Source organism: Micromonospora sp. NPDC023644 (genome assembly GCF_040640115.1).
GTDB lineage: Bacteria > Actinomycetota > Actinomycetes > Mycobacteriales > Micromonosporaceae > Micromonospora.
The window spans coordinates 87,691-108,969 of sequence record NZ_JBFABA010000006.1 but is presented as its reverse complement, the minus strand read 5'-3'; the positions used below and the strand labels follow the sequence as shown (position 1 = coordinate 108,969).

At 74.0% G+C, this 21,279-nt stretch carries 18 protein-coding genes; 11 read left to right on the top strand and 7 right to left on the bottom strand.

The genetic code is table 11. From position 1 onward, the window contains the following. Genes AB0G08_RS07250 through AB0G08_RS07240 form a run of 3 tightly spaced genes read right to left on the bottom strand, consistent with a single transcriptional unit; the run spans position 1 to position 3,138 of the window. Positions 1–1,209 carry a DNA-protecting protein DprA gene (locus tag AB0G08_RS07250; protein WP_358084427.1) on the bottom strand — a complete coding sequence of 403 codons (1,209 nt, stop codon included), beginning with the start codon at positions 1,207–1,209 and terminating at the stop codon, positions 1–3. Then, entirely contained in the window at positions 1,206–2,726 is a 1,521-nt protein-coding gene (locus AB0G08_RS07245; RefSeq protein WP_358084424.1) for a YifB family Mg chelatase-like AAA ATPase, read from the bottom strand. The genes AB0G08_RS07250 and AB0G08_RS07245 overlap by 4 nt, the downstream gene beginning before the upstream one ends. Positions 2,727–2,778: 52 nt before the next feature. After that, a complete protein-coding gene (locus AB0G08_RS07240) occupies positions 2,779–3,138 on the bottom strand; it encodes a YraN family protein (protein ID WP_358084421.1) in 360 nt (119 codons plus the stop codon). A 374-nt stretch (positions 3,139–3,512) separates the two neighbouring features. Here AB0G08_RS07240 and AB0G08_RS07235 point away from each other — a divergent pair, with 374 nt between their 5' ends. The 8 genes from AB0G08_RS07235 to AB0G08_RS07200 all read left to right on the top strand — a co-directional run bounded on the left by AB0G08_RS07235 (position 3,513) and on the right by AB0G08_RS07200 (position 12,664). Then, positions 3,513–4,808, top strand: coding sequence for a hypothetical protein (locus AB0G08_RS07235; RefSeq protein ID WP_358084418.1), 1,296 nt, complete (start codon positions 3,513–3,515; stop codon positions 4,806–4,808). A 268-nt stretch (positions 4,809–5,076) separates the two neighbouring features. Next, the gene (rpsB, locus tag AB0G08_RS07230) at positions 5,077–5,973 is read left to right on the top strand and encodes a 30S ribosomal protein S2 (protein WP_358084415.1); all 897 of its coding nucleotides are present in this window, start codon (positions 5,077–5,079) and stop codon (positions 5,971–5,973) included. A gap of 136 nt (positions 5,974–6,109) precedes the next feature. Continuing rightward, positions 6,110–6,940 (top strand): translation elongation factor Ts, encoded by an 831-nt coding sequence (gene tsf, locus AB0G08_RS07225; protein ID WP_121396087.1) that lies wholly within the window; start codon positions 6,110–6,112, stop codon positions 6,938–6,940. A 161-nt stretch (positions 6,941–7,101) separates the two neighbouring features. Next, positions 7,102–7,869, top strand: a complete 768-nt coding sequence (gene pyrH, locus AB0G08_RS07220) for a UMP kinase (protein ID WP_091096741.1) — start codon at positions 7,102–7,104, stop codon at positions 7,867–7,869. A gap of 76 nt (positions 7,870–7,945) precedes the next feature. Continuing rightward, positions 7,946–8,503 (top strand): ribosome recycling factor, encoded by a 558-nt coding sequence (gene frr, locus AB0G08_RS07215; RefSeq protein ID WP_089001534.1) that lies wholly within the window; start codon positions 7,946–7,948, stop codon positions 8,501–8,503. 294 nt (positions 8,504–8,797) lie between these two features. After that, a complete protein-coding gene (locus tag AB0G08_RS07210) occupies positions 8,798–10,000 on the top strand; it encodes a phosphatidate cytidylyltransferase (RefSeq protein WP_358084412.1) in 1,203 nt (400 codons plus the stop codon). A 104-nt stretch (positions 10,001–10,104) separates the two neighbouring features. Next, positions 10,105–11,256, top strand: coding sequence for a 23S rRNA (adenine(2503)-C(2))-methyltransferase RlmN (gene rlmN / locus AB0G08_RS07205; RefSeq protein WP_358084409.1), 1,152 nt, complete (start codon positions 10,105–10,107; stop codon positions 11,254–11,256). Between the two features lie 31 nt (positions 11,257–11,287). Then, positions 11,288–12,664 (top strand): DivIVA domain-containing protein, encoded by a 1,377-nt coding sequence (locus AB0G08_RS07200; protein WP_358084407.1) that lies wholly within the window; start codon positions 11,288–11,290, stop codon positions 12,662–12,664. A gap of 100 nt (positions 12,665–12,764) precedes the next feature. Here the strand turns inward: AB0G08_RS07200 and AB0G08_RS07195 are convergent, their stop codons facing one another. Beyond that, positions 12,765–12,986: a DUF2631 domain-containing protein gene (locus tag AB0G08_RS07195; protein WP_358084404.1), complete on the bottom strand. Its 222-nt coding sequence runs from the start codon at positions 12,984–12,986 to the stop codon at positions 12,765–12,767. Between the two features lie 271 nt (positions 12,987–13,257). Between AB0G08_RS07195 and AB0G08_RS07190 the strand changes: the two genes are divergently transcribed. After that, positions 13,258–14,850, top strand: a complete 1,593-nt coding sequence (locus AB0G08_RS07190; RefSeq protein ID WP_358084401.1) for a Rieske 2Fe-2S domain-containing protein — start codon at positions 13,258–13,260, stop codon at positions 14,848–14,850. A gap of 224 nt (positions 14,851–15,074) precedes the next feature. On the opposite strand, the gene AB0G08_RS07185 is transcribed toward AB0G08_RS07190, so the two are convergent. Both AB0G08_RS07185 and AB0G08_RS07180 read right to left on the bottom strand, forming a co-directional pair. After that, positions 15,075–16,670 carry an NAD(P)/FAD-dependent oxidoreductase gene (locus AB0G08_RS07185; RefSeq protein WP_358084399.1) on the bottom strand — a complete coding sequence of 532 codons (1,596 nt, stop codon included), beginning with the start codon at positions 16,668–16,670 and terminating at the stop codon, positions 15,075–15,077. Between the two features lie 34 nt (positions 16,671–16,704). Continuing rightward, positions 16,705–17,526, bottom strand: coding sequence for a TetR/AcrR family transcriptional regulator (locus tag AB0G08_RS07180; protein ID WP_358084396.1), 822 nt, complete (start codon positions 17,524–17,526; stop codon positions 16,705–16,707). 104 nt (positions 17,527–17,630) lie between these two features. Between AB0G08_RS07180 and AB0G08_RS07175 the strand changes: the two genes are divergently transcribed. Then, positions 17,631–19,829 carry an MMPL family transporter gene (locus tag AB0G08_RS07175; RefSeq protein WP_358084393.1) on the top strand — a complete coding sequence of 733 codons (2,199 nt, stop codon included), beginning with the start codon at positions 17,631–17,633 and terminating at the stop codon, positions 19,827–19,829. On the opposite strand, the gene AB0G08_RS07170 is transcribed toward AB0G08_RS07175, so the two are convergent. Next, positions 19,733–20,608: a YhjD/YihY/BrkB family envelope integrity protein gene (locus AB0G08_RS07170; RefSeq protein WP_358084390.1), complete on the bottom strand. Its 876-nt coding sequence runs from the start codon at positions 20,606–20,608 to the stop codon at positions 19,733–19,735. The genes AB0G08_RS07175 and AB0G08_RS07170 overlap by 97 nt on opposite strands. A 51-nt stretch (positions 20,609–20,659) precedes the next feature. Here AB0G08_RS07170 and AB0G08_RS07165 point away from each other — a divergent pair, with 51 nt between their 5' ends. Further along, positions 20,660–21,208 (top strand): GNAT family N-acetyltransferase, encoded by a 549-nt coding sequence (locus AB0G08_RS07165; RefSeq protein WP_358084387.1) that lies wholly within the window; start codon positions 20,660–20,662, stop codon positions 21,206–21,208. Positions 21,209–21,279 lie beyond the last annotated feature (71 nt).

Sequence of the window (21,279 nt, the reverse complement as noted above, 5' to 3'; positions counted from 1 at the left end):
TCACGGTCCCTCCGGCGTAGCCGGTCGCGCGGTGGTCGCGCTCCTGGCCGGCGGCGGCGCGAGGGCGTACCCGTCGTCGCGGCGGAGCACCAGGGCCAGCTCCTCGAGCATCGACAGCTTCCGCAGCGCGGTACGGACGGGCAGCCCGGCCCGCGCGGCGAGGACGTCCACGTCCACCGCCCCCCGGCGGGGCAACGCCTCGACGACGGCCCGCGCGTCGTCGTCGAGCAGGTCGACCGGCCGCTGCGGGCCGCGCGGTACGGGCGCCAGGTCGCCGATCCGCCCGACCTCCTCCAGCACCTGCGCGACGCCGGTCACCAGTCGGGCCTTCGGGTACTCCCGCAGCGTCTCGTGGGCGCCGACGGACATCGCCGACGTGACCGGGCCGGGCACCACCATGCTGGGTTTGCCCAGGGCGAGCGCCCGGTGGGTGGTCTGGGTGGCGCCGCTGCGGGCGGCCGCCTCCACCAGCACCGTGCCGAGGGTGCCCGCCGCGATCACCCGGTTGCGGATGAGGAACCGGGGTCGGAGCGGATCGGCGCCCGGCATCCACTCGCTGACCAGCAGCCCGGTCTCGGCGATCCGGTCGAACAGCGCCGCGTTGCCCATCGGGTACGGGCGGTCCACGCCGCAGGCGAGCACCGCCACGGTGCGGCCACCGGCGTTGAGCGCGCCCCGGTGGGCCGCGGCGTCGATGCCGAACGCTCCGCCCGAGACGACGGTCCAGTCCCGGTCGGCCAGCCCGTAGCCGAGTTCCGTGGCGACGTGCGTGCCGTACCCGGTGGCGGCGCGGGCACCGACGACCGCGACGGAGCGGTCGAACGCCTCACCGAGCGGCCACGAGCCGCGTACCCAGAAGCAGAGCGGGGGAGCGGTCTCGACGTCGACCCGCCGGTAGGCGCCGGGCAGCCGGAGCCGGCGCAGGTCCTCGGTCCGTACGGGCCACTCGTCGTCGTCGGGGACGACGATCCGGGCGCCGAGCCGGTCCGTTCGGGCCAGCGCCTCGGCCGCGACGGCCCGGGCGTCGCCGGCCGCGCAACGGGCCGCCACGGCGTTGCGCAGCGTCTCCTCCGGCGCGCCCCCGTCGAGCAGCAGGTCGAGCGCCGCCACCGGGCCCAGCCGGTCGACCAGCCGGTGCACCGACCAGGTGCCCGGCTCGGCGAGCCAGGTGAGCGCCACCCTGGCCAGCGTCTCCTCGTCGGTGCTCACGTCGTGTCCCCCGTCCTCAGTTGGATGGCCTCCCGGACGTCCTCCCGGTCGGGACGGTCCCGACCGTCCAGGTCCGCGATCGTCCAGGCCAGGCGGATGATCCGGTCGAAGCCCCGGGCCGACAGCGACCCGGAGTCCAGCCGGGCCCGCAGCTCGGCCGTGTCCGGCCCGGGCAGGCGCCAGGGCGGGCGGCGCAGGTACGGGCCGGGTATCTCGGCGTTGAGCCGGTGGCCGAGCACCGCCCAGCGCGCGGCCGCCGCCCGCCGGGCCGCCGCCACCCGCGCGGCGACGGTGGCGGAGGCCTCGCTGTCGACGGTGGCCGCCATCAGCTCGGCCGCCCGGACGGGCGGCAGCCGCACCTGCACGTCGATCCGGTCCAGCAACGGCCCGGAGAGCCGGCTCAGGTAGCGCCGCCGGGCCTGCGGCGGGCATTCGCAGTACGCGTCCCCGGCCGGCTTGGCGCACGGGCACGGGTTGGCCGCCAGCACCAGCTGCGTACGGGCCGGGTATTCGGCGCCGCCCCGGCTGCGGGCCAGCCGGACCCGGCCGTTCTCCAGCGGCTGGCGCAGCGCCTCCAGCGCGCCCCGGCTGAACTCGGGCGCCTCGTCGAGAAAGAGCACGCCCCGGTGGGCGAGTGAGACAGCGCCGGGGCGGGCCAGCCCGGAACCGCCGCCGACCAGCGACGGCACCGTCGCCGTGTGGTGCGGCGCCTGGAACGGCGGGCGGCGCAGCAACCGGCCGCCCGGCGGCAGCAGCCCGGCGATCGAGTGCAGCGCGGTGACCTCCAGCGCGGCCTCGTCGTCCAGCTCCGGCAGGATCGACGGTAGGCGCTCGGCGAGCATGGTCTTGCCGGCTCCCGGCGGCCCGACCAGCGCCAGGTGGTGCCCACCCGCCGCGGCCACCTCCAGCGCCCTTCGGCCCAGCCCCTGCCCGGCGACCTCGGCCAGGTCGGGCCCGCCGCCGGCCGTCGGCGGCCCGTCCGGCTCCGGCTCGATCAGGGGCGAGCCGTCGCGGATGAAGCTGACCAACCGGTGCAGCGTGTCGACCGCCCGGACCCGGACCCCGGGGACGACCGCCGCCTCGGCGGCGTTGCCGGCCGGGACGATCACCTTTCCGACGCCGGCCCGGGCCGCCGCGGCGACCATCGGCAGCACGCCGCGCACCGGGCGGACCGTGCCGTCGAGGCCCAGCTCGCCCAGGACCACCACGTGTTCGAGCGGCAGCAGCGGCAGCTCGCCGGAGCCGCCCAGCAGGGCCGCCGCGATCGCCAGGTCGAACGCGGAGCCGAACTTCGGCAGGTCGGCCGGCAGCAGGTTGAGGGTGATCCGCCGGTTTGGCCACCGCTGACCGGAGTTGACCACGGCCGCGCGGACCCGGTCCCGGGCCTCGTGCAGAGCGGTGTCCGGCAGCCCCGAGATGACCACCGCCGGCAGGCCGGCCGCCAGGTCGGCCTCGACCTCCACCAGGTGCCCGGTGACGCCGACCAGGCCCACGCAGAGCACCTTCGCGTAGCTCACGACGCCGCCCGTCGGCCCGCGCCGCCGGCCCCCGTCCGGTCGGGCCCGCCCATCAGAACGCCCCCTTGAGGTGCTCGACCCGGGCGGCGCCGGCGCCGGTGAGGCGTACCGAGACGACGTCGAAGCGCACCTCGTCGGCGGTGGTGCCGGTGTCGGCGAGCCACCGGGCGGCGAGTCCGCGCAGCCGGCGGGCCTTGGCCGGTACGACCGCCTCCGCCGGCGGGCCGAACTCGTCGGTGCGGCGGGTCTTCACCTCGCAGAAGGCGAGCACCGGCCCGTCCCACGCGATGATGTCGATCTCCCCGGCCGGGCAGCGCCAGTTCCGGGCCACCGGGCGCAGTCCCGCCCCGATCAGGTGCCGGACGGCGCACCGCTCCCCGTACGCGCCGACCGCCTGGTTCTGCTTCGTCATGCCGGCACGGTGCACCCGACGGGCGGGAAGCCGCCGCCCCGCGCCGCGGAAGCTGTGGACGGCGGACGCGCTGTGGACGAACGGACGATCATGCCCTCGGCGTGCTATGCGGTCGGCGCCAGCGGACCACCTCACGAACCGCGCACCCGCACCGCCGGCACGAACCGCGCACCCGCACCGCCGGCACGAACCGCGCACCCGCACCGCCGGCACGAACTGCGCACCGCACCGCCCCGACGAACCGCCCGCCGCACCGCACAGCCGGACCGGCTCGCCCGCCGCCGTGCCCGACCGTCGCCGCGCGGTGACCCGGTGCACGCGGGTGCCCAGGGGGCGAATGGCGTCCGTGGAGCCGGTCGCATACGGTGCCGGACGTGGACGGACGACGGAACTTTGTCGAAGATCAGGAGTCGCGCTGGTATCCGGCGGATCGCGACCGCGACCGTGACCGTGAGAGCGGCTACGGGGAGGCGGACTGGCGCGGCCCGGCCGACACCCGGTACCGGGACGACGACCTGAGCGCCCCCGAGCCGCGCCGGGCCGGGGAGGACGGCCGCTACGGCGATTCCGTGGGGGCCCGGCGCGGCGAAGCAGGACGCTTCGGCCCGTCGACGGAGCCCGACTCGGGACGCTTCGGGTCCGTCGAGCCCGACTCCGGGCGCTTCGGGGCGGTCGAGGCCGATCGGGGCCGCTTCGCCGGACCGGAGGACTCCGGCCGGTTCGCGGTGACGGGCCCTGAGGATTCGGGTCGGTTCGCCGTCACCGGGCCGGAGGATTCGGGTCGGTTCGCGGTGACGGGCCCGGAGGACTCGGGTCGGTTCGCCGTCACCGGGCCGGAGGATTCCGGCCGGTTCGCTGCCACCGGATCGGAGCCCGCAAGGTTCGGGGAGGGCGATTCGGGGCGCTTCGCCGCGGTGCCGCCGCTCGGGGACGCCCGGTCGGAGACGGAGGGATACCGGGCGAGCCGCTCGCGCCGGGCCGAGGCGGATCCGGACGTCTCCGGGGAGCTGCCGACCGACCGTCCGGGCCGCCGCGCCGCCCGGGAGTCGAGGGGGGCGCGCGACGCGCTGTCGACGTCGGGGGTCGACGCCCTGGCCGGGGCGAAACCCGTCGAGCGGACCGTGGAGCCGCCCCGCCCGGCCCCGCTGGGCGGGTACCCGATCGTCGCGCCCGGTCGGGCCGCCGAGCCCACGAACCCGGCGGAGAAGCCGGTCGACGAGCCCGCCCGGCCGGTCGAGACCCCGAACGCGCTGGAGATGCCGACCGGGCCGATGCCGCCGATCGCGCCCCGCGCCGACCTCCCGCCGGGGGAGCTGCCGGCGTACCCACCGGTGGTCGCGCCGCAACCGGGACCGCCGGCGGGCGACGGGGTCTACCGGACCCGGCGGCCGGCGCTGGCCGCGCTCTTCACCCTGCTGGTCGTGGTGTTCGAGGTGCCCGCGATGCGGGTGCTGTTCAGCGGCGTGACCGGCGACCCGGTCTCGGCCGCCGACATCGTGGTGGGGATCTTCCTGGTCTGCGGCCTGCCGATCTTCGCGATCGGCCTGTACGGGCTGCGCACCGGCGGGCTGTCGTTGGCGGAGGGGAGCCGGGGCTGGCTGCGCCCGCCGACGGCGTACCTGACCGTCGGCCTGGTGCTCTTCGTCGCCGCCGCCCTCGCCGTCGGCTGACCCTCGACCGGCGCGTTTGGTGCCGGAAATGGGCGTTCCGACCCCTTCCCCGCACCCGAGGCATCGGGGGCGGGGAAGGGGCGTACACTGGCCAACTGGCGACCGCCTTGCGCGGTCGACCTCGCGCGCCCTCTCCACGAGCCGTCGTGGGGCGACGGCCTCCCTGGTCCCGATCTTGGTCGGGCCCGCCATGGCCGCCGACCGGGCGCCAGGACGCCCGGCCGCCTGGCCGGGCGGGACAACCAGGGACCACGAGGAGTACCCCACCATGGCCGTCGTGACCATGCGTCAGCTGCTGGAGAGCGGTGTCCACTTCGGGCACCAGACCCGGCGCTGGAACCCGAAGATGAAGCGCTTCATCTTCACCGAGCGCAACGGTATCTACATCATCGACCTGCGCCAGACCCTCGACTACATCGAGAAGGCCTACTCGTTCGTGCGCGGGACCGTCGCCGAGGGTGGCAGCATCCTCTTCGTCGGCACCAAGAAGCAGGCCCAGGAGGCCATCGCCGAGCAGGCGACCCGGGTCGGTCAGCCGTACGTCAACCACCGCTGGCTCGGCGGCATGCTGACCAACTTCCAGACGGTCTACAAGCGGCTCCAGCGGATGAAGGAGCTGGAGGCCCTGGGTGACCTGAGCGGCACCGCCGCCGGGTACACCAAGAAGGAGACCCTGCAGCTCTCCCGCGAGAAGATCAAGCTGACCCGCACCCTCGGCGGTCTGCGGGACATGCAGAAGCTGCCGGCCGCGATCTGGGTGGTCGACACCAAGAAGGAGCACATCGCCGTCGACGAGGCTCGCAAGCTGGGCATCCCGGTGATCGCGGTGCTCGACACCAACTGCGACCCGGACGAGGTCGACTTCCCGATCCCGGGCAACGACGACGCGATCCGCTCGGCCGAGCTGCTGACCAGGGTCGTGGCCGCCGCCGTCGCCGACGGCCTGATCGCCCGTTCCGGCCGTCGTCGCGGCAGCGACGAGAAGCCGGAGCCGGGCGTCGCCTCCGACGAGCCGCTGGCCGAGTGGGAGCGCGAGCTGCTCGAGGAGCCGAAGAAGGCCGACGAGCAGGCCCCGCAGGCCGAGCAGGCCCCGCAGGCCGAGCAGGCCCCGCAGGCCGAGCCGGCCCAGCCGGTCGAGCAGCCGGCGACCGCCGCCGCGGAGTGACCGCACCGCCGCTTCCCCGCCGCCCGGTCTCCCGGGCGGCGGGGAAGCGGCAGGTACGCCGGGCACGTCGCGCCCGGATCCGGGTAACCGGCACCAGGACCAACCCACCCGCAGTCTCAACACCGAAGAGAGAGCCATGTCCAACTTCACCGCCGCGGACGTCAAGAAGCTCCGCGACCTCACCGGCGCCGGCATGATGGACTGCAAGAAGGCGCTGACCGAGGCCGAGGGCGACTTCGACAAGGCCGTCGAGATCCTGCGCGTCAAGGGCGCCAAGGACGTCGGCAAGCGGGCCGGCCGTACGGCCGCCAACGGTCTGATCGCCCACTCCGGCAAGGCGCTGCTCGAGCTCAACTGCGAGACCGACTTCGTCGCCAAGACCGACGCCTTCATCGAGCTGGCCCAGCAGTTGGTGGAGCACGGCGAGCGCAGCGGCGTCGGCACCGCCGAGGAGCTGCTCGCCACCGAGCTGGACGGCAAGACCGTCGCCGACCTGGTGCAGGAGCAGTCCGCCAAGATCGGCGAGAAGCTCGTCCTCAACCGGTTCGCCAAGCTCGACGGCACCACCGCCGTCTACCTGCACCGCAAGAGCCAGGACCTGCCCCCGGCGGTCGGCGTGCTGGTGCAGTACACGAGCACGGCCGGCGACGAGGCGTCCGACTCGGACGCCCGGGGCGTCGCGATGCAGATCGCCGCCATGCGGCCGAAGTACCTCACCCGGGACGAGGTGCCGGCCGACGTTGTCGAGTCCGAGCGGCGCATCGCCGAGCAGACCGCCCGCGAGGAGAACAAGCCCGAGGCGGCCCTGCCGAAGATCGTCGAGGGCCGGGTGAACGCGTTCTTCAAGGACTACGTCCTGCTCGAGCAGGCGTCGGTCGCCGACAACAAGAAGTCGGTGAAGCAGCTGCTGGCCGAGGCCGGCATCGAGGTCACCCGCTTCGTGCGGTTCGAGGTCGGCCAGGCCTGAGCCGCCCCCGGGCGCTTCGCGCGCCGCGGGCAGGGAAACGTCGACGAGGAGGCCGCCGGTGTACGTGACAGGCACCGCGGCCTCCTCGTCACATAGGGTCGGCTACGGCAGTTTCGCGGTACGGGGCGTACGGGACGTGCGCATGGGGAAGGGCGGGGCGGATGACGCAGGTTGTGAGTGACCGGAGTCTGGCGGCGGACGATCCGACGGCGCCACCCCCCGGTCGGGCCCGCCGGGTGGTGCTGAAGCTCTCCGGTGAGGTGTTCGGCGGGGGCGCGATCGGGGTCGACCCGGACGTCGTGCAGGCCATCGCCCGGCAGATCGCCACCGTGGTCCGCCGCGGCGTGCAGGTCTCGGTGGTGGTCGGCGGCGGCAACTTCTTCCGGGGCGCCGAGCTGCAGAAGCGCGGCATGGACCGGGCCCGGGCCGACTACATGGGCATGCTCGGCACCGTGATGAACTGCCTCGCGTTGCAGGACTTCCTGGAGAAGGAGGGCATCGAGACGCGCGTGCAGAGCGCGATCACGATGGCCCAGGTCGCCGAGCCGTACATCCCGCTGCGCGCCATCCGGCACCTGGAGAAGGGCCGCGTGGTGATCTTCGGCGCGGGCGCCGGGATGCCGTACTTCTCCACCGACACCGTGGCCGCCCAGCGGGCCCTGGAGATCCGCGCCGACGTGGTGCTGATGAGCAAGAACGGCGTGGACGGCGTCTACACCGCCGACCCGCGGGTCGACCCGACCGCCAGCAAGTTCGACTCGATCACCTTCTCCGAGGTGCTGCGGCGCAACCTGCGGGTCGCCGACGCCGCCGCGTTCAGCCTGTGCATGGAGAACGGCCTGCCGATGCTGGTCTTCGGCGCGCAGGGCGACGACACCATCATCCGGGCCGTGGGTGGCGACAAGATCGGCACCCTGATCACCGCCTGAGCGGTCTGACCCCGACCTCAGCGGTCCCTCCGACACGACAAGCCCACGACGAGCACAGAAGGAGGCGAGGAGACCGGTGATCGACGACACCCTCCTCGAGGCCGAGGAGAAGATGGAGCGTGCCATCGAGCACGCCAAGGAGGAGTTCGGCGCGATCCGCACCGGTCGCGCCAACGCCGCCATGTTCTCGAAGATCATCATCGACTACTACGGCAGCCCCACCCCGCTGCCCCAGATGGCGTCCATCGGGGTGCCCGAGCCGCGCATGGTGATCATCAAGCCGTACGACAACTCGCAGATCAACGCCATGGAGAAGGCGATCCGCGACTCCGACCTCGGCGCCAACCCGAACAACGAGGGCAACCAGCTCCGCATCCTGCTGCCGCAGATGACCGAGGAGCGCCGCCGAGAAATGATCAAGGTCGCCCGGCACAAGGGTGAGGAGGCCAAGGTGGCCATCCGTAACATCCGCCGCAAGGGCAAGGAGGAGCTGGACCGGCTCGTCAAGGACGGCGAGGTCGGCGAGGACGACGGCCGCCGCGCCGAGAAGGAACTCGACGACCTGACCCAGCGCTTCGTCGCCGCCGTCGACGACCTGGTCAAGCACAAGGAGAACGAGCTTCTCGAGGTGTGAGCCGTACGCCGGCCTCCACCGGCGACGACGGCATCGTGGCACCGGCGCTCCGCCGTCCGCTCCCGGGCGGCGGGGTCCGGTGCCACCGTCGTCGGAGGGCGGCGCGGGGCCGGTCCGACGTGAGGGATCGGTGGGTGCAGTAGGCTCGGCAGGATTCCCGGCCACCCTGCGGTGAACGGTGGGGATCGGCCGGCCGTCGGGCGGGTCAACCGGACGGAACAGTCGCGCGGGTAGGGGAATGGTTGTGGTTGTGCGTCATCTGATGGATCTCGTGCCGGTCCCGCTCGGTGCGTGATGGCCCACCTCGATCCCCACGGCAGCGCCGAGCCCCGCGGCTGGGACCGCCCCGACGCCCCCGCTCCCGCACCGGCACCCGGCCTCCCCTGGCCGGAGCCCGAGATCGATCCGGGTCAGTGGCACCGCGGTCCCGCCGTTCTGCCTGACGCGTACGCCGAGGCGCCGGCCCAGCCCCGCCCGCCCGCCGACGTGGTGGCCGGCGGTGACCCGGCCGCGATGAACGGCCACCGCGGCCAGCCCGACGACTCCGAGTACCCGACCACCCAGCTCGAACCGGTCCGGGACGTCGAGCCGGAGCCCGAGCCCGCGCGGCCGCTGGGCCGCCGGCAGCGCGGCCGGCGCCGGGCCGGCGTGGACCGGCCCCCGACCCAGCAGCCCGTCCCGAGCCGGGCCGGGCGCAACCTGCCGGCGGCCATCGCCGTCGGCGTGGGTCTCGGCGCCCTGATCGTGGTGCCGCTGTTCTTCTACCCGCCCGCCTTCCTGGTGGTGGTGGCCGCGGCGGTCGGCGTCGGCATCTGGGAGATGGCCCGGGCGGTACGCCGCAGCGGCGCCCATCCGCCGCTGGTGCCGCTGGTCGCCGGCGGGGTGCTCACCGTCGGGCTGGCCTGGTTCTCCGGCCCCGACGCGCTCAGCCTCGGCCTGCTGGTGACCGTGCTGGGCACCATGGTCTGGCGGCTCGGCGACGGGCCGGGCGGCTTCCAGCGGGACCTGACCGCCGCCACCCTCATCGCCGTGTACGTGCCGTTCCTCGGCGGGTTCGCCGCGCTGCTGGCGGCGGTGCCCGAGGACGGCGAGTTGCGGGTGCTGGTGACGCTGGCCGCGGTGGTCCTCTCCGACACCGGCGGGTACGCGGCCGGCGTCAGCTTCGGCAAGCACCCGATGGCCCCCTCGGTGAGCCCGAAGAAGTCCTGGGAGGGCTTCGCCGGCTCGGTCACCGCCGCGGCGCTGGGCAGCGCCCTGTTGCTCTGGCTGCTCCTCGACGTGGCCCCGTGGTGGGGTGCGCTCTTCGGGCTGGCCGTCTCCGGTGCCGCCGTCCTCGGTGACCTCGCCGAGTCGATGATCAAGCGGGACCTCGGGGTGAAGGACATGAGCAACCTGCTCCCGGGGCACGGCGGCCTGATGGACCGGTTGGACTCGATCCTCTTCGCGCTGCCGACCGCGTACCTGCTCCTGGCGGTCTTCGTCCCGGTGCTGGAGTGAGGCGTGAATCACCCGTCGTCAGCGGTTCCGCCCGGGCGGCGGGGGGCGATTCGGCACCTCCGGACGGGTGTGTCGGCCATCCGGCGTGACAGACTGGACGCGCCATGACGAGCCTGCCCCTGATTCCCGCAGACCCCGACGCCCCCGGGCGGCGGCCCGCGATGCCTCCCCGTCACCTCGCCGATCTCGACCTCGCCGGCCGCCGGGCCCTGGTCACCGAGCTGGGGGAGCCGGCGTTCCGCGCCAAGCAGGTCTCCACCCACTACTTCGGTCGGCTGGTGCGCGATCCGGGGCAGATGACCGACCTGCCGGCTGCCACCCGGGAGAAGCTCGCCGACCGGCTCCTGCCCCGGCTGCTCACCCCGGTCCGCGAGCTGGCCTGCGACGACGGCGCGACCCGCAAGGCGCTCTGGCGGCTGCACGACGGCTCGCTGGTGGAGAGCGTGCTGATGGGCTACCCGGACCGCGTCACGGTCTGCATCTCCAGCCAGGCCGGCTGCGGCATGGCCTGCCCGTTCTGCGCCACCGGCCAGGCGGGGCTGACCCGCAACCTCTCCACCGCCGAGATCGTCGACCAGGCGGTCTACCTGGCCGGCGTGGCCGCCTCCGGCGCGGTGGCGGGTTCGCCGCCGCGCCTGTCGCACGTGGTCTTCATGGGCATGGGCGAGCCGCTGGCCAACTACTCCCGGGTGGTCGCGGCGATCCGTCGGCTGGTCGCCCCGGCGCCCGAGGGGCTCGGGCTGTCGCAGCGCCACATCACGGTCTCCACGGTGGGGCTGGTCCCGGCCATCCGCCGACTGGCCAGCGAAGACCTCTCGGTGACCCTTGCGCTGTCGCTGCACGCCCCCGATGATGAGCTGCGCGACGAACTCGTGCCGGTCAACCAGCGCTGGAAGGTGTCCGAGGTGCTGGACGCGGCGTGGGACTACGCGGCCCGCACGGGACGTCGCGTGTCGATCGAGTACGCGATGATCAGGGACGTGAACGACCAGCCGTGGAGAGCTGATCTGCTCGGGCGGCTGCTGGCCGGGAAGCTGACCCACGTGAACCTCATCCCCCTCAACCCGACTCCGGGCAGCCGTTGGGACGCCAGCCCGAAGCCGGTCGAGCGCGAGTTCGTCCGGCGGCTGCGCGAGGCCGGGGTGTCGACGACCGTGCGGGACACCCGGGGTCGCGAGATCGACGGAGCGTGTGGGCAGCTCGCCGCCGCCGAGGACATGGACACCGACACCGACCGGGCCGGGGAGAAGGCGTGACCGGGCGTAGCGAACGAGACCAGGAGACATAGTGGCGAGTCAGGGTCAGCGTTTCCGGCGTAAGGCGCTCCGCCGGGGATACAAGGTCGACGAGGTCGACGCCTTCCTGGACCGGGTCGAGGCGACGCTCGACGGCCGGCCGGTGGGTGCCCCCGTCGCCTCCCAGGAGGTCCACGACGTCGTCTTCCGGGTCCGCTTCAACGGCTACGACGAGTGGCAGGTCGACCTGCACCTCGACCGGGTCGAGCGGCAGCTGGCCGAGCTGGAGGAGCGCGGTGGCGCCGGCGGCCGCGGCGGCGACCCCCGGGACGCCGACCGCCTCGGCCCCCCCGACCGCCTCGGTCCTCCCGACCGGATGGGTCCGCCGGACCGGATGGGTCCTCCCGATCGCATGGGTGCTCCCGATCGCATGGGTCCCCCCGATCGCATGGGTCCGCCCGACCGGATGGGCCCGCCGATGCGCGACGACCGCGGCATGTCGCCGGTCCCGCAGCCGATGCCGCCCCGGGCGATGCCGGCGCAGGCCGGCCCGCCCGCCGACCGCTACGGCCGCTACGACGAGCCCACCGGCGCCTTCGCCGGTGGTTACGACGCCCCCCGGGGCGGCTACGAGCCGCCGCGCGGCCCGGGCGGCCCCGGCCCGATGGGCCCGGGCGCCCCGGGTGGCCACGGCGCCCCGCCGCCGCGCGGCCTGCCCGCCGGCCCCGGCGGCTACGGCGACGGTCCCGGCAACTACGGCGACCGCCCGGGCGGCTACGGCGACGGTCCCGGTGGCTACGGCGACGGCCCGGCCAAGTACGGCGACGGCCCGGGCGGCGGCTACGGCGACGGCCCCGGCAACTACGGCGACCGCCCCGGCGGCTACGGCGACGGCCCGGGCAACTACGACGGCCCCGGTGGCTACGGCGACGAGCCGCGCTTCGACGGGTTCGAGGCCGGCCGGCGGGCCCGCGCCGACATGACCGCCGAGATCCGGATGCCCGAGCGGGAGCTGCGTGAACTGCGGGGCCGCGGACCGGCCGGGCCGCCCCCGCAGCCGCAGCAGGGGTTCGGCGGCCCACCGAACGCCGGCCCGCCGGTCGGAGGTCCGCCGGTCGGGGGTCCGCCGGTGGGTGGCCCGCCGCCGATGGCCGGCCCCCCGATGGCCGGCCCGCCCGGCAGCGACCTCTACCGCGTCGACCAGATCCGTCGCAGCTTCCAGGTGCGCCGGTTCGGCAGCGGGTACGACCCGGACCAGGTCGACCGGTTCTTCGACACCCTGCTGGGCGGCATGCAGGGGCGCAACCCGATGCCGGTGAACCCGAAGGAGCTGGACACGCTGCGCTTCGGGCTGGTGCCCGGCGGCTACTTCGAGGCCGAGGTCGACGCCGCGCTCAAGGACGTGCAGGACATCCTGTTCGGCCGCTGATCCGTGTACGGCGAGGGCCCGCTCCCCGGTCGGGGGCGGGCCCTCGTGCGTGTGACCTCCGGCGCGCGGACCGGTGCGACGCCGGTTGACGCGGGTGCGGTCAGGACCGCAGGCCGTTGCGCCGCAGCACGGTGTCGCCGAGGACGATGAGCAGCAGCAGCACGGCCAGGCCGACCAGCCAGATGTTCTCGACCCTGCCCTCGTGGTTGCCGCAGAGCATCGCCAGCAGGGCCAGCGCGGAGACCACCGCGCCGATCCGCCCGGATTTGCGGTGCCCGGGCTTGTGCTGGTCTGGCGACGTTACCGGCTCGCTTCCTGCCACTGTCGGTCCTTCCCTCGCGATCGGATCTCCGGTTAGTCTGGCACGCCCCGTGCCGGGCCCGGCGCTGGGTCCGACCGATGGGGCGGACCGCACGATCCGCCCGGGCGGGGCGGGCGTCGGCCCGCAGGACGTACGAGGGCCGCAGCGGGGGACCAAGGTCCCGGATCCGCCCGGGCGCATCGGCACTACCGGCGTCGCGGGTGGGTGGCCAGACTCCCTCCGGTAGCGTTTCTGGCGTACACCTTGTTTGTCGTTTTGAGGGGGAACTGCGGTGCGAGTGACCGGTACGGGGCACGCCAGCATGCGGATCGACACGGCCGCGGGCAGCATCCTGTGCGACCCGTGGGTCAATCCGGCCTATTTCGCCTCGTGGTTTCCGTTTCCGGACAACTCCCTGCTCGACTGGGAGGCCCTCGGCGACGTCGACTACCTCTACGTCTCCCACCTGCACCGGGACCACTTCGACGCGGCGCACCTGAAGCGCTTCGTGTCGAAGTCGGCCACCGTGCTGCTGCCCGCGTTCCCCACCTCCGAGATGGAGGACGAGCTGCGGGAGCTGGGCTTTACCAAGTTCCTGAAGGCGCCGAACGAGCAGGTCGTGGAGCTGGACGGCGGCCTGAAGATCATGATCCAGGCGCTGACCAGCCCGACCGACGGCCCGATCGGCGACTCCTCGCTGTGGGTGGAGTACGAGGGGGTCCGGCTGCTCAACCAGAACGACGCCCGCCCCACCGACCTGGGCGTCTTCGCGGAGCTGGGCCACGTGCACGCGCACATGCTCCAGTTCTCCGGCGCGATCTGGTACCCGATGGTCTACGAGCTGCCGCAGGCGGCGAAGACGGCGTTCGGCAAGCAGAAGCGGGACCGGCAGTTCGACCGCACCTGGCGCTACATCGACGACCTGAAGGCCGACCACGTCTTCCCGATCGCCGGCCCGCCCTGCTTCCTCGACGACGAGCTGTGGCAGTTCAACGACATCCACGGCGACGAGGGCAACATCTTCCCCGACCAGTCGGTCTTCCTGAGCGAGTACGCCAAGGTCGGCGGCACCAACGGCGTGGTGCTGCTCCCGGGCAGCGTCGCCGAGATCACCACCGAGAGCTGCGAGACCAGCCACCCGGTGCCGGTGGAGGAGTTCTTCGCCAACAAGGTGGCCCACCTGGAGGAGATGCGCGAGCGCAAGCGGCCGGTCATCGAGGCCGAGAAGGCGTCCTGGCGGCACCCCGAGGTGGACGTGCTCAAGGAGATGCAGCGCCGGGTCGAGCCCCTGCTGGAGGAGTCGATCTACCTGGCCAAGGGGGTCGGCGGCCCGGTCCGCTTCGACCTGGTGGGCACCGACGACTCGGGCGGCGAGACGATTGAGTCGATCGTGGTGGACTTCCCGGGCAAGCAGGTCCGGCCGTACGCCGACGAGAAGGTCCGCTACCGGTTCCGCACCGAGCGGGCGCTGATCGAGCACCTGCTGCACATCGGCGAGGTGGACTGGGTCAACTCCCTCTTCCTCTCCTGCCGCTTCTCGGCGGCCCGGATCGGGCAGTACAACGAGTTCGTCTACGCCTTCTTCAAGTGCCTCTCCACCGAGCGCCTCCAGTACGCCGAGGGCTGGTACGACGAGCACGAGCGGTCCAGCGACGCCGAGGACATCACCCTCGGCGACTGGGTGGTGCAGCGGCGCTGCCCGCACCTGAAGGCGGACCTGACCCGGTTCGGCATCGTCGAGGGCGACCAGCTCACCTGCCAGCTGCACGGCTGGAAGTTCGACCTGGCCAGCGGCCGTTGCCTGACCAGCGTCGGCCACAAGGTCCGCGCCCACCGGGCCGGCGACCAGCAGACCCCCGCCCCGGCGGGCGGGCCGGCCAGCTGACGGACGACTCCCCCGCGCCCGCGCCCCCACCGGCAACCCCTGACCTGACCAGCCCCGCCCCGCCCCGCCCCGCCCCGCCCTCCCGCCCCTCCCGCCCTCCTGCGTCGATCATGCAGTGGTGGTGGATGACAAAACCGTCCCGAGTGGCCTGAATCGGGCACCGCAATTGCATGATCGGCGCTCTGAGGGGGCGGCGGGCGAGCAGGGGAGCGGGGAGCGGATGGTCAGCGGGAGAGGTCGGTGAGGATGCGGCGGGCCGCGTTGTGGCCGGCGGCGCCGATGACGCTGCCGGCCGGGTGGCAGCCCGCGCTGCCGGCGTAGACGCCGTCGACGCCGGTGGCGTACGGCATCCGGTCGGTGAACGAGACGGTGTTGTCGACGTGGTGGATGTGCCCGCCGGTGATGCCGAAGTGCGCCTCGATGCCGGGCGGCGGCAACGGCACGGCGTCGGCGATCAGGTCCCCGGTGCCGGGGGCGTACCGCTCGCAGATCGCGACGAGGCGGTCGACGTAGCCGGGCAGCGCCTCGTCCCAGGTGGTGCCGGCCAGCTCGTACGGCACCGACTGGACGAAGAGCGCGGACGAGTGGTGCCCCCGGCCGTCGGACAGCGAGGGGTCGACGGTGGTGTGCAGGTACCACTCGATGGTCGGCTCGTCGGGCAGCCGCCCCGCCTGGACGTCCGCCCACATGGCGCGCAGCGCCGCCATCGGTGACTCGCCGCCCCCGCCGGTCAGCGACTCCGAGCCGGGCAGCAGGTGGATCGTCGAGCCGAACGGGCTCGGCGCGTCCCCGGGCAGGCAGGAGAAGCGGGGCAGGCCGGTGAGCGCCAGGTTGAGCTTGAGCGTGGTGCCGGGGCGGCGGACCGCCGCCATCCGGTCGGCCAGCGGCGCCGGGAGCGCGCCGTCGGGCAGCAGGTCCATCAGCCGGTACGGGTCGCAGGCGCCGAGCACCACCCGGGCGGTGACCTCCCGTCCGTCGGCGAGCACCACTCCGCCGGCCGCTCCGCCGTCCAGGGTGATCGCGCTGACCGGCGTGCCGGTGCGGATCGTCGCGCCGGCGGCCCGGGCGGCGTCGGCGAAGACGCGCGACACGGTGCCCATCCCGCCCTCGGTGATCATCCACGTGCCGTCGGAGCCGGGCAGCCGGCACATGTTGTGCACGAGGAAGTTGTGCCCGGTGCCCGGGTCGTCGGGGCCGGCGTTGAGCCCGGAGAGGCCGTCGGTGACGGCGTACATGCTGACCAGCAGCTCGGAGCGGAAGTCGAAGCGGGCCAGGTGGTCGGCGACCGAGCCGCGGACGAGGTCGACGAAGACCCGCCGCAGCGCCGGCCGGACGTGCCGCTCGGCGGTCTCCTCGACGGGCAGCGGTTCGGCGAGCCAGGCCGGGGCGAGGTCGTCGCGCAGCGCGGCCAGCTCGGCTTGGAGGGCATCGTCGGCGGCCACGTCGGCGGGGGAGAAGAACTCCGCGAGCTGCGCCCGGGTGGCCGCCGTGTCGCTGCCGAAGAGCAGGTACGGCGAGCCGGGGCCGCCCGGGGTGGGCAGGAAGTAGTGCGGGTCGCGGCGCAGCACCGGGATGCGCACGTCCAGCGTGGCGAGCAGCTCCGGCGGCATCAGCCCGAGCAGGTACGACCCGGTGGAGTGGCGCAGCCCGGGCACCCTGCGGAACGGGGCCTCGGTGCGGGTGGCCCCGCCGATCACGTCGGCCGCCTCCAGCACCAGCACGTCGAGCCCGGCGCGGGCGAGCAGGATCGCGGACACCAGACCGTTGTGCCCGGCGCCGACGATCACCACGTCGGCCCGGGTCGGCAGCTCGTCACCCATGCCGGGGGAGCCTACTGCCCGCGGGCGCCGCCGGTCAGCCCTTCGCCGCTCCGAACGCCGGGGGCGGGCCGTCGCCCGTCGGGAAGGCCGGGGGCGGGTCCTCGACCGTCGGCGGCGGGTCCTCGCCCGTCGGGAGCGCGTCGTCGCGCGTCGGCGGGTCGGCCAGCAGTTGGGCGGTGAACATCTCCAGTTCCAGCTCGAACAGCGCCTCGGCCTCGGTGACCGCCCAGTCGAACTGGTGGAAGACCTCCATGGCGACCAGCCCGTAGAGCCGGGTCCAGCCGGAGAGGAAGGCGTACGCGACCTCGAGAGGCACCTCGCCGTGGCTGAGCCGCAGCGGCTCCAGTCGCCGCCCGCCCAGGCGCTGCCGGAGCAGCTCGGGAGGCGGGGTGCGGAAGGGGGACCGGCGCCAGAGGTCGAGGATCGGCTGGATGAAGACGGCGCCGAAGCGGGCGCCGGGATGGTCCGGGTCGACGCAGCCGTCGACGAAGGCGTTCCGCCCGGGGCCCGGGGCGCCGAAGATCAGCCCGAACTCGGCGGGGTGCGCCACGGACCAGGCGCGGAACGCCCGGGACATGGTCAGCAGCTGGTCGACCGGATCGGCCCCGGCCTCGTCCCGGGCCGCCTCCAGCAGCAGCCGCAGCTCGTCGTAGAGGTCACCGGCCAGCGCCGCGACCAGCGCCTCCAGGCTCGGGAAGTAGCGGTAGATGGCGGGCGCGGTCATGCCCATGTCGCGGGCGATGGCCCGCAGCGAGACGGCGTCGACGCCGCCCGTCACCAGCAGCCGCCGCGCCCCGTCCTTGATCTCGGCGACTGTCGCCGAGCGCAGGCGTTCCCGTCGGCTCGGTGCGCCCATCCGGCTGACTCCCTTGACCGAATCGACCGCCGTTGCGATAGTTAACGGCGTTCACTCAAATGAGCGATGGTCACAGCCTAGCCGTCGGTGGAGGGGGAAGGCGAATGTTCGCCTGGTGGGGACACATGGTGGTGCGACTGCGCTGGGCGGTGCTGGCCGCCGCCCTGGTGCTCGTCGTGGTCGGCTCCACCTGGGGCGTCGGGGTCTTCGGGCAGCTGACCGGCGGCGGCTTCGACGACCCGGCGAGCGAGTCCAGCCGGGCCGCCGAGCGGATCACCCGGGAGCTGGGGCCGCAGGGCGCCGACCTCGTGGTGCTCTGGTCCAGCGACGGGCCGACGGTCGACCAGCCCGCCTTCCGCGACCCGGTCGCGGCCACCGTCGCCGCGCTGCGCGAGCGCCCGGAGATCACCAGCGTCACCACCTGGTACGACACCCAGGCCCCCGTGCTGCTCTCCACCGACCGCCGGGCCACCTACGCGCTGGTCCAGCTGCGGGCCGCCGACAAGGACGACAAGGCCGCCGCGTACGAGGAGCTGCGGCCCGCCCTCGCGGCCCCCGGCGTACGGACCGAGATCGGCGGCGCGACGGCGGCCCTGCACGAGTCGAACACCCAGACCACCGAGGACATCACCCGCGCGGAACTCCTCTCCATGCCGGTGCTGCTCGTGCTGCTCGTGCTGATCTTCGGCGGGCTGGTGGCCGCGTCCACGCCCCTGCTGATCGGCGGGCTCGCCATCCTCGGCGCGTTCGTCGCCGTCCGGCTGGTCAACATGGTCACCGACGTGTCGGTCTTCGCGATCAACGTCATCACCCTGATCGGTCTGGGCATGGCGGTCGACTACGCCCTCTTCGTGGTGAGCCGGTTCCGCGAGGAGTTGGCCGCCGGCAACGGCACCGCCGCCGCGATCCGGCGGACCATGGCCACGGCCGGGCGGACCGTGCTGGTCTCCGGGCTCACCATCGCGCTCGCCATGTCCAGCCTGCTGATCTTCCCGCAGGCGTTCCTGCGCTCGATGGCGCTCGGCGGGATGGCCGCCGTGCTGGTCGCCATGCTGGCGGCGTTGACCGTGCTGCCGGCCCTGCTCGCGGTGCTCGGCCACCGGATCGACGCGCTGCGCGTACCGCTGCCGTGGCGGCGTGGGGCGCGCGGGAAGCGGCCGGCGGCGGGGGAGACCGGCGGCGCCTGGGCCCGGATCGCGCACAGCGTGATGCGCCGCCCGGTGCGCTACCTGGTCGGGGTGACCGTGCTGCTCCTGCTGCTGGCCACGCCGATCCTGCGGATGGAGTTCGGCGGGTTCGACGACCGGGTGCTGCCCGCGAGCGCCGAGCCGCGGGTGGTGTCCGAGCGGATCGCCGCGGAGTTCCCCGGCGGCACGATCGCGCCGATCGACGTGCTCGTCTCCGGGGCGTCCCCGGAGCAGGTGCAGCCCTTCGCCGACCGGGTGGCCGCCGTGCCGGGCGTGACCGGGGTGCAGGTGGCGGCCAACCGGGGCGCGTCGACGCTGCTGACGGTGACCTATCCGGGCGAGCCGACCGGCGACGCGGCGCACGACGTGGTCCGGGCGCTGCGCGACCTGCCCCCGCCGGCCGACGCCGAGGTGCTCGTGGGCGGCCGGCCCGGCGTCGACCTCGACCTGATCGACGGCCTCGCCGACCGGCTGCCCTGGATGGCCCTGCTGATGGCGGCCGCGACCCTGGTCCTGCTCTTCCTCGCCTTCGGCTCGGTGGTGCTGCCGGTCAAGGCGGTGCTGATGAATCTGGTGTCGATCGGCGCGTCGTTCGGCGTGGTGGTCTGGATCTTCCAGGACGGGCACTTCGCGGACCTGCTCGGCTTCACCCCGACCGGGTTCATCGAACCGAGCAACCCGATCCTCATGCTCGCCGTGCTCTTCGGGCTGGCGACCGACTACGAGGTGTTCCTGCTCTCCCGGGTGCGCGAGGAGTGGGACCGTACGGGCGACAACACCGCCTCGGTGGCCACCGCGCTCCAGCACACCGGGCGGATCATCACCGCCGCCGCGCTGCTGCTGATCATCGTGGTGGCCGGCTTCGCCACGGGCGAGATGGCGTACATCAAGCTCATCGGGATCGGCATGATCGTGGCGATCGTGGTGGACGCGACGCTGGTCCGGGCGCTGCTGGTGCCGGCCACGATGCGGCTGCTCGGTCGCTGGAACTGGTGGGCCCCCGGTCCGCTGGCCCGGGTCTACCGCCGCTTCGGCATCAAGGAGTCCGACGACCCCGGGCCGGCGGCCCCGGAGCGGGTGCTGCGCCAGCAGGAGAGGGCGAGGGTGGCGGAGTAGCCGGCCAGCACGATCACGTGGAAGAGGTAGAGCCAGAGCAGGACCGCCACCCCCGCGCCGATCTCGTCGAAGCCCCCGAACGGCACCCCCAGGTCGATCGGGAGCGAGGCGAAGAGCACGAAGCCGTGCAGGAAGCCGGAGAGGTTGGCCGCGGTGAACGAGCCGACGCCCAGCGCGGAGAGCCAGTCCGGCGACGCCGGGCCGACCACCCGGAACACCCAGAGCAGCACCGGGGTGAGCACCAGCCAGACCGCCAGGAACGACAGCACCACCCCCAGCGCGCCGGTCCAGCCGCCCTGCCGGACCAGCCCGGTGGTCGTGGGCAGCGCGAGCAGGATCGACAGCAGCAGGGCCGGGGCCGGCGCCAGCAGGGGGAGCAGCAGCAGCCGGCCCCGCCAGCCGACCAGCGACTCGTCGCTGCGCGGCACGGCGACCGACACGAAGGCGCGGCGCAGCCCCTCGCCGTAGAGCGACGCCGGCAGCAGCGACGCCAACGCCAGCAGCGGGGTCAGCCCCACCCCGGCCTCGACCAGCGCCTGCACCGCGTGGGGCGCGCCGATCGCGTCCGGCAGGGTCTCCACGGCGTACGAGGTGAGCCGGCGCACCCGCTCGGCTCCCGCCAGCAGCGAGGTCAGCCAGATCGCCAGCAGGGCCACCGGCACCACGGCGATCGCCCCGTAGAAGGTGATGGCGGCGGCGTGCAGGGACAGGTCCCGACCCCGCAGCGGGCGGAACGCCGCACTGGTGACCCGCTTCGCCCGTTGCCATCCGCCGCCCATCGCGGCTTCATTCCCCGTACCGCCCCCCGCCACGCATTATGATCACCGGCCATGACCGTTCTCACCACCGAGCGCCTGGTGCTGCGGGACTGGACCGACGAGCCGGCCGACCTGGCCCGGCTCTTCGACATCTACTCCCGGCCGGAGGTCACCCGCTGGCTGGGCGCGCCCGGCCTGCCGCTGACCGCCCCGGCGCAGGCCGCCGGCCGCCTCGCGATGTGGCGGGAGCGGCACGCGGGGCACGGCGGCCGGTACGGCACCTGGGCGATCGAGGTGCGCGACACGGGCGTGGTGGCCGGCACGGTGCTGCTCAAGCCGCTGCCCGGGCGGGACGAGGGCGTGCCGACCGAGGACATCGAGGTGGGCTGGCACCTGCACCCCGACTCGTGGGGCCACGGGTACGCCACCGAGGCGGCCCGGGCGGTGGCGACGCGCGAACTGGCCGCCGGCACCCGGGAGGTCTACGCCGTCGTGGCGCCCGGCAACGAGGCGTCCATGGCGGTGGCCCGCCGGCTCGGGATGACCCACGTGGGCCGCCGCTCGGACTGGTACGGCGGCGAGTCCCTGGAGACCTTCGTGCTGACCGCCGCCGGGGCCTGAACCCCGCTCCGCGTCGGGATCCTGGTGGGAAGCGGCCCCTGGAGGGGCACCTTCCCACCAAGATCTCCACG